The 6,316-nt window shown below is 59.9% G+C and carries 8 protein-coding genes; 4 read left to right on the forward strand and 4 right to left on the reverse strand.

All coding sequences use genetic code 11. The annotated features are described in order from the left end of the window. Window positions 1–205: 205 nt before the first annotated feature. The gene (locus QMK17_RS25785; protein ID WP_283512134.1) at window positions 206–1,096 is read left to right on the forward strand and encodes a helix-turn-helix transcriptional regulator; all 891 of its coding nucleotides are present in this window, start codon (window positions 206–208) and stop codon (window positions 1,094–1,096) included. 136 nt (window positions 1,097–1,232) lie between these two features. Here the strand turns inward: QMK17_RS25785 and QMK17_RS25790 are convergent, their stop codons facing one another. Then, window positions 1,233–2,741 carry an MFS transporter gene (locus tag QMK17_RS25790; protein WP_283512135.1) on the reverse strand — a complete coding sequence of 503 codons (1,509 nt, stop codon included), beginning with the start codon at window positions 2,739–2,741 and terminating at the stop codon, window positions 1,233–1,235. Window positions 2,742–2,908: 167 nt separating this feature from the next. Between QMK17_RS25790 and QMK17_RS25795 the strand changes: the two genes are divergently transcribed. Then, complete coding sequence (locus QMK17_RS25795; protein WP_283512136.1) at window positions 2,909–3,745, forward strand: helix-turn-helix transcriptional regulator; 837 nt, start codon at window positions 2,909–2,911, stop codon at window positions 3,743–3,745. A gap of 2 nt (window positions 3,746–3,747) precedes the next feature. Here the strand turns inward: QMK17_RS25795 and QMK17_RS25800 are convergent, their stop codons facing one another. After that, a complete protein-coding gene (locus QMK17_RS25800) occupies window positions 3,748–4,164 on the reverse strand; it encodes a carboxymuconolactone decarboxylase family protein (protein WP_283512137.1) in 417 nt (138 codons plus the stop codon). Window positions 4,165–4,189: 25 nt separating this feature from the next. Further along, window positions 4,190–4,621: a hotdog fold thioesterase gene (locus QMK17_RS25805; RefSeq protein ID WP_283512138.1), complete on the reverse strand. Its 432-nt coding sequence runs from the start codon at window positions 4,619–4,621 to the stop codon at window positions 4,190–4,192. Between the two features lie 263 nt (window positions 4,622–4,884). On the opposite strand from QMK17_RS25805, the gene QMK17_RS25810 reads away from it, so the two are divergent. Next, window positions 4,885–5,907: an AvrD family protein gene (locus QMK17_RS25810; RefSeq protein ID WP_283512139.1), complete on the forward strand. Its 1,023-nt coding sequence runs from the start codon at window positions 4,885–4,887 to the stop codon at window positions 5,905–5,907. Next, window positions 5,904–6,212, forward strand: coding sequence for an AAA family ATPase (locus tag QMK17_RS25815; protein ID WP_283512140.1), 309 nt, complete (start codon window positions 5,904–5,906; stop codon window positions 6,210–6,212). The genes QMK17_RS25810 and QMK17_RS25815 overlap by 4 nt, the downstream gene beginning before the upstream one ends. Here the strand turns inward: QMK17_RS25815 and QMK17_RS25820 are convergent. Continuing rightward, window positions 6,187–6,316: transposase (locus tag QMK17_RS25820; protein WP_283512141.1), on the reverse strand; the 130-nt coding region annotated here is incomplete at its 5' end. The genes QMK17_RS25815 and QMK17_RS25820 overlap by 26 nt on opposite strands.

Raw genomic sequence — 6,316 nt, forward strand, 5'->3', positions numbered from 1 at the left:
TTGCGCACGATGTCTTCAGCAGAGTTGCGCTTTCGTCCAGCCATGTTTCTCCGTCGTCCTATCCGCCCAGTTCACGGGCAACAAGACTCTAAAACAAAATGGCCCCGTTCACCGGGGACACGCCAGTGTCACTACAGCTGGGCCTGGCCGCAAGATGATTGCGCCGTCAGTATCAGTGTCCGATGACTCTGCCAGTGGGGGCTAAATGCGGGACAACGAAGCTCACAAACTCAAGCGTGAAGAGCTCAGTCAATTTTTACGGTCTCGTCGCGGCAAACTATCTCCTGTCCAGGTCGGGTTTTCGGCATCCGCCCGTCGACGCACCCCCGGTTTGCGTCGAGAAGAGGTTGCGGTGCTCGCCGGAGTGGGGACGTCCTGGTACACATGGCTCGAACAAGGCCGCGACATTTCGATCTCGGCTTCGGTGGCGGGTGCGATCGCGCGAGCTCTGCGACTCGGATCGGCTGAAACCGTGTACTTTTATCGCCTCACGGGCATCGATCCCGCCACGCTCGACACCACACCCACCCCGCTCGAGACCTCCGCCATCTCCTTGTCCGGGGTTGTCGAAGGATGGATGCCGGCGCCGGCGTTTGTCATCGATCACCTGTGGAACTTCACCGCCATGAACGACGCGGCACGATGTGTGTTCGGGTTCGGAGAGACCGACACCAACTTACTCAGAAGTTACTTCGCCAATCCACACTGCCGATCGCGGTATGTCGACTCGGACGAGCTTGCGAAAGTCACGGTTGCACAGTTCCGGGCAGGTGCTGCGAACCGCTTCCACGACGAAGATTTCCGAGCATTGGTCCACACCGTGAGTGCCGAAAGCGAAGAATTTCGGGACCTGTGGAACAGTCACGATGTCTCGGACATGGAGCACAAGGTCAAACTGATCGACGACCCGGTGTTCGGGCGGCTGACCTTCGACGTGCATATATTCCAATTGGTCGACGACGGCGCACAACGCCTCGTTCTGCATCAGCCCACCCCCCTGAGCGACACCGCGGAGAAGGTTGCTTCGTTACTCGAACAGCGGGCAGCAGCCCTGCTGCATGTTGTCCCATGCGACGGCGCAGCGGCGGCAAGCTGATGGATCACCGAGCCGCCCCAGTAGTGCATTGATCGAGATGCCTGTGTACCGGGAGCGGACGATGCCCGACTCCCGGTACACAGAGACCTCGTTGTTAGATTTTGCTGATTTGTCGTAGCGGAGTGTCGTGGGCTCGTCAGCTGGCCGTCGCCTCGGACTCGTCGAATTGAGTTTGCACAGCGGAGCTTTTCGCTAAGGTGCTGCTCACGTGACGAAGAATCACCCACACCGCAACGGCACCGACGAGCACCACCGCAGCATCGCAGAGAAGTGTGAACTGTGTACCAGCCAGCACCCCGGCCCCGCTCTCGGCTGGATAGCCCAACGAATGGATATGGGCGGTGAAGACCGCACTCATAATCGGAATTCCCAGGGTGATTCCCAATTGTTGTGTCATCGACGCCAGCCCTGCTGCCATTCCCTGCTCGCCGTCGTCGAGGCCGGATGTAGCGGTCACCATGAACGACACAACGGCCAGACAGTGTACGAATCCGCCGACAGCCGTCGCGATGAGAATCAGTATCAGAGCGGACCGGCTCTCACCGACGAAGTAGAGGGCAGCTGTCGCTCCCGACTGAACGACGAGGCTCACCGTCAGGCTGCGCCGACTGTTGCCAAGCAGCGCAATGAGCCTGGGTGCGAAGATACCTGCGGCGAAGGCGGTGCAACCGAGGACGGCCAGGGTCAGACCGGCCTGCGCCGCGGAGTAGTCGAGTACTCGTTGCAGGTAGATGGTCAGCAGGAACACCTGCGCAGTGAACATCGTGAAGGTAATGAAACCCCCGAGGTTCCCGCCCAGCGCCGAGGGACGAGTGAGAATTCGCACCGGAACCAAGGCATTTCGCGACCTCGCCTCGATGACAACGAAGACGGCCAGCAGAACAACTGCCGCACCGACACAAAGCCAGCCCGTAGTATCCCCTGTCCCATGGCTGCCGATCGCGGTGATGCCGTACACCAAGGCGACCAAGCCGGCCGTCACGGTAGCTGCACCCGGAAGATCCATGGCCACCGATCGACGGTCTGCCCGATCGGCAATGAACATCGGTGTGAGGACCAGTGCGACGACACACACGGGCACATTGATCAAAAATGCCCATCGCCAGCTGAGAAAGCCGGTCAACAGGCCTCCAGAGACAGCACCAGCGGTAAAACCGGCCGACAGAAGCGCTCCATTGAGTCCAAGAGCGCGATCTCGTTGTGGTCCTTCGTCGAACGATGTTGTCAACAAGGCTAATCCGGAGGGAACTATCATGGCAGTTGCGAGCCCTTGCAACACACGTGCGGTCAGCAGAATAGTAGGTGTGGACGCCGAGGCACCGAGTATCGACGCGGCAGCCAGGACCAGCATGCCTGCCATGAACAGTCGGCGGCGGCCGACCCTGTCGGCGAGACGGCCGCAGAACAGGGTTAGACCTGTCGCGGTGAGCGCGAATGATGTCGCGACCCATTGGACGTTGTCGAGAGTGAAACCCACGTCGCGCCCTATGCCGGGAAGCGCGACGTTGAGAATGGAGAAGTCCAGTGCGATGAGAAACTGGACACCCAGGAGTATCGCCAGAATGATCTTCTGTCTCCCTCGGATAGGACCCGGTGAAACCTCGGTCGGTAGTGACGACCGTGACGGACGAACTGTGTCGGTCATGATGCTCCTCTGCGCCTGCATTGCTAGTGAAACCTTCTGGACTGCAACCAGTGTCGTGCACGAGCAGCTGGCCTCCAAGGTCGAAGAACTACCGGGCTGAGCGGTCCTGGGTGTGACACCACCAGGTTGGGCACCGCATAATCGGTGATAGTGGAGCAATGGTGCCTATGAACGAGATTCGTGACTTCCTACGCAAACGCCGGGCGGCGGTGGATCCTGCGGACACCGACCTTCCCGTCGCGCAGCTGCGGCGCCGAACATCGGGACTGCGGCGGGAAGAAGTGGCCCTATTGGCCAATATCAGTGCGGACTACTACAGCAGGCTCGAACAGGGGCGCGTGCGGTCTGCATCACCCACTGTCATCAGCGCGGTAGCGCGGGCGCTCCGATTGAGCCACGATGAAACTGTATATTTGCAAGACCTGCTCTCGGGTACCACCGGTGGTGAGTCCGCCCCAGCCTCGGGCCCTGCCATTGCCCTAGTCAGGGCAATAGAGTCGATTACCAACGGTCCTGCGTACATTCTGGGTCGCCGCACCGAGGTGTTGGCATGGAATCCCTTGGCGCGAGCACTTTTGGGAGGAGCGACCGACAGTGAGACCAACTCGACCACCCTGGCGCGTTTCGTTTTCCTGGACCCGCGCGCGAAGGACGTATTCGTGGACTGGGACGACGCCGCGGGCAGCACCGCCGCACACCTGCGGTTCGTCAGTAGCAAACATCGCAACGACCGAGAACTCGCGGCGTTGGTCGGCGAGCTGACGATGAAAAGTGTGGAGTTCGCGACCCGGTGGGCCAAACACACTGTCGGAATGCGGTCCGGTGGGCGCAAGACTCTCCGGCACAACATGGTCGGAGAAGTTGACCTCGACTACCACGTCCTTCGACTCTCGGAAGAACATTCGTTGTTCGTCTTCTCCCCTGCTCCAGGGTCCACCGCCGAAGAATCGCTCGCGCTGCTTGCGAGCTGGCACCTCGCATCCGAGATCGCGTCAGACCGCTGAGATCAGCTCTGCTCGGTATCCACAGGTGACACCGGCAGCAGCCCCTGCTCGTCGAATATCGAGCGAGCGACAGCTATCGCGTTGACCGTCCGGGGAAATCCCGCAAAGACGAGCGTGTGGAGGATCGCCTCGACGACTACTGCCGGTTCGACCCCGACATGCAGAGCTGACCGAATATGAACCCTCAACTGTGGGGCGCTGTCACCGAGCGCAGTCAAGGCGGCGATTGTAAGTAGCTGCCGGGTGGGTGGTTCGATACCCGGCCGCCCGTAGATGTCACCGAAGGCGAATTCCGCGACATATCGCCCAAGGTCTGGTGCTATGTCAGCGACCGCGGCGAAGATTGCTTCCGCGCTGCCGCCGACTTCGGAAATTTTTGCAACTCCCCGGAGGAAGCGTTCTGATTGGGTATCGTCCATGATGCGAGGTGCCTCCAGGTGAGCGTTACTTGGTTGTATGTGCACGAACAACGGAGCATGTAAGTCGGGCCGAGCACGTCAGACGGCCTGTTTCATCGACAATGTCGATTGCATAGGTTGCGGCGGTGAGGCCTTGATGCAACGGCGTGCACACGCCACGCACGACGCCTGACAGTACCCAACGGTGATGAGTGCAGGAAAGTTCCAGTCCCACAGCCTGTCCACCGTTACTGGCGTCGGCGTAGACCAAAGCGGCCAGCGATCCGAGGGTCTCCGCCAGCACCGCATTTGCACCGCCGTGCAGTATCCCAATCGGTTGCCTGTTTCCCGCGACAGGCATTGTGCCTTCGACTCGGTCGCGGTCACATCGGGTGATGCTAATACCCATGCGGGACAACAGTTGTTGGTCCTCGAATCCGGTCCGGGCAGTGATCAAGTCCTCGCTAGCCAGCGTCATGCGATCCCCTTGTCGGCCCACACAGCACCCTGCCGGGTGGAACTACCAACGCTACCGCCGAATGAGGTTGTGAGGTGGGGTCTTTGCAGGTGCAGCGAAAGGTGGTGTTGGTGATACCCCTACGACTTGACACTTCCGATTCTACGGACACGACCCGCAGAATCAGTTGGCAAGACCTGACAGGCATATCGCGTTCGCGTCTTCCCCTATAACCAACCGGCTGTGCGGGGGTTCGGCAGACCTGATTGAGACAGGAGGTTGCAATGAGTGCACCGATACGTTCATTTGCGCACGTGGACGATGCGTTGGGGCCGGCCGCGACGCGTTTCTTCGGTCACGGTTACAGGCGAGTGGGCTACGGTTTCGGCGCCGTCGAGTGTCGCTATGCCGCAGCAAGCGAAACGGTAGAGACAACTCTTCAGCTGGAATACCCGAGCGATTGGTCGAAGAAGAAAGCATCCCGTCTTCAACGACCACACCTGAGCTCGCTCGATGCCATCGTCGTGGGTGTCCAGATCGCCGATGCGGTACTGACGCACTGGTTTCGACTCGACAGCGTTGATCGGTCCGCATCATGGATTCGGGAAATCCATATCAAAGCTGGCTCCGCACCTCAAGAGGACCTCGCAATTCTGCACGTCACCGGGACGGTGATCGAGTCGACACTCACAGACTCATTCTGGCGAGCATCTACGATCGCCGTGTCGATCGGCTCCATGCACGTACGGCTCGACGTGGTACATCCCAGCGGCCATCGCTGGATCGGGTCAGGAAACTACCACTCGCTCGACGCTCTGTTGGGCGAGGCGAGCCGCAGGTACTACGGGACCGGTTTCGCGGACCGTACCCACGAACTGCTCGGAGTTCGGGTTGACACCGCAGAAGGCTCGGCTTCAGGCTCGGTACGGTTCAGCCAGACCATGAAGCCGACGCTCGACGGTGTGGAGGGACGGTACCAACCAGCTGCGTCCCCAATCGATGTTTTCGTCGCGAATCTTCAACTGGGCCAAGTACTTCTGTATGAGCTTGACGGTGTCGGACGTAGTGAAAGCAACACATTGTGGATGAGGTCGGCGACCATCACCACCACCCGCGCACCGATTCCGCTAAGCAACGACTTGTTCGTCTACACCGCGCTACAGGATTCCCGGATCCTCACCATCCAAGGGGACCAATGGCGGACGGCTACGCTCGTCGGTGCGCTGAGCGGGCTCAATCTCACCTGCAAGCTCACTCACAAACTCGCTCGGACACCCCTACAACAACCCGCGGGAGGACCCACATGAACAACATCGCGATCTCCGGTACGTACTCATCGGGTAAGACGACTACTGCTTACGCCTTGGCTCACTACCTCGCCATCCCGCGCATACGAGCTCGCACCATGCGGGAGCTGCTGCCCGAGGCAGTCCCCGGAAAGACTCTCGAACAATGCAATGCTGCAGAGATCATTCAACTCATCGTGTGTCGACACACCGAGCGGGTTATGCACGAGAGTCATCACAGTGTGGGGTTCATCTCCGACGGCTCGTCCCTGCAGGAGTGGATATATGGCTCTTCCGGTTTTAGAGTGCATCGAGTGCGCGGGTGAGGTTGCCGCAGTGCAGTAGTGATCGGATTCGGTAGTGGGTGAGGTTGCGGAATCCGAGAGCGTTGCGCCGCAGCGCTTCCAATCTGCCGTTGATCGCTTCGGTC

The organism is Rhodococcus sp. G-MC3, assembly GCF_030063335.1.
Taxonomy (GTDB): domain Bacteria; phylum Actinomycetota; class Actinomycetes; order Mycobacteriales; family Mycobacteriaceae; genus Rhodococcoides.

Coding starts and splice junctions, on each gene's coding strand:
- QMK17_RS25785 (WP_283512134.1), top strand. CDS start 206: ATGCGGGACAACGAAGCTCACAAACTCAAGCGTGAAGAGCTCAGTCAA.
- QMK17_RS25790 (WP_283512135.1), bottom strand. CDS start 2,741: ATGACCGACACAGTTCGTCCGTCACGGTCGTCACTACCGACCGAGGTT.
- QMK17_RS25795 (WP_283512136.1), top strand. CDS start 2,909: ATGAACGAGATTCGTGACTTCCTACGCAAACGCCGGGCGGCGGTGGAT.
- QMK17_RS25800 (WP_283512137.1), bottom strand. CDS start 4,164: ATGGACGATACCCAATCAGAACGCTTCCTCCGGGGAGTTGCAAAAATT.
- QMK17_RS25805 (WP_283512138.1), bottom strand. CDS start 4,621: ATGACGCTGGCTAGCGAGGACTTGATCACTGCCCGGACCGGATTCGAG.
- QMK17_RS25810 (WP_283512139.1), top strand. CDS start 4,885: ATGAGTGCACCGATACGTTCATTTGCGCACGTGGACGATGCGTTGGGG.
- QMK17_RS25815 (WP_283512140.1), top strand. CDS start 5,904: ATGAACAACATCGCGATCTCCGGTACGTACTCATCGGGTAAGACGACT.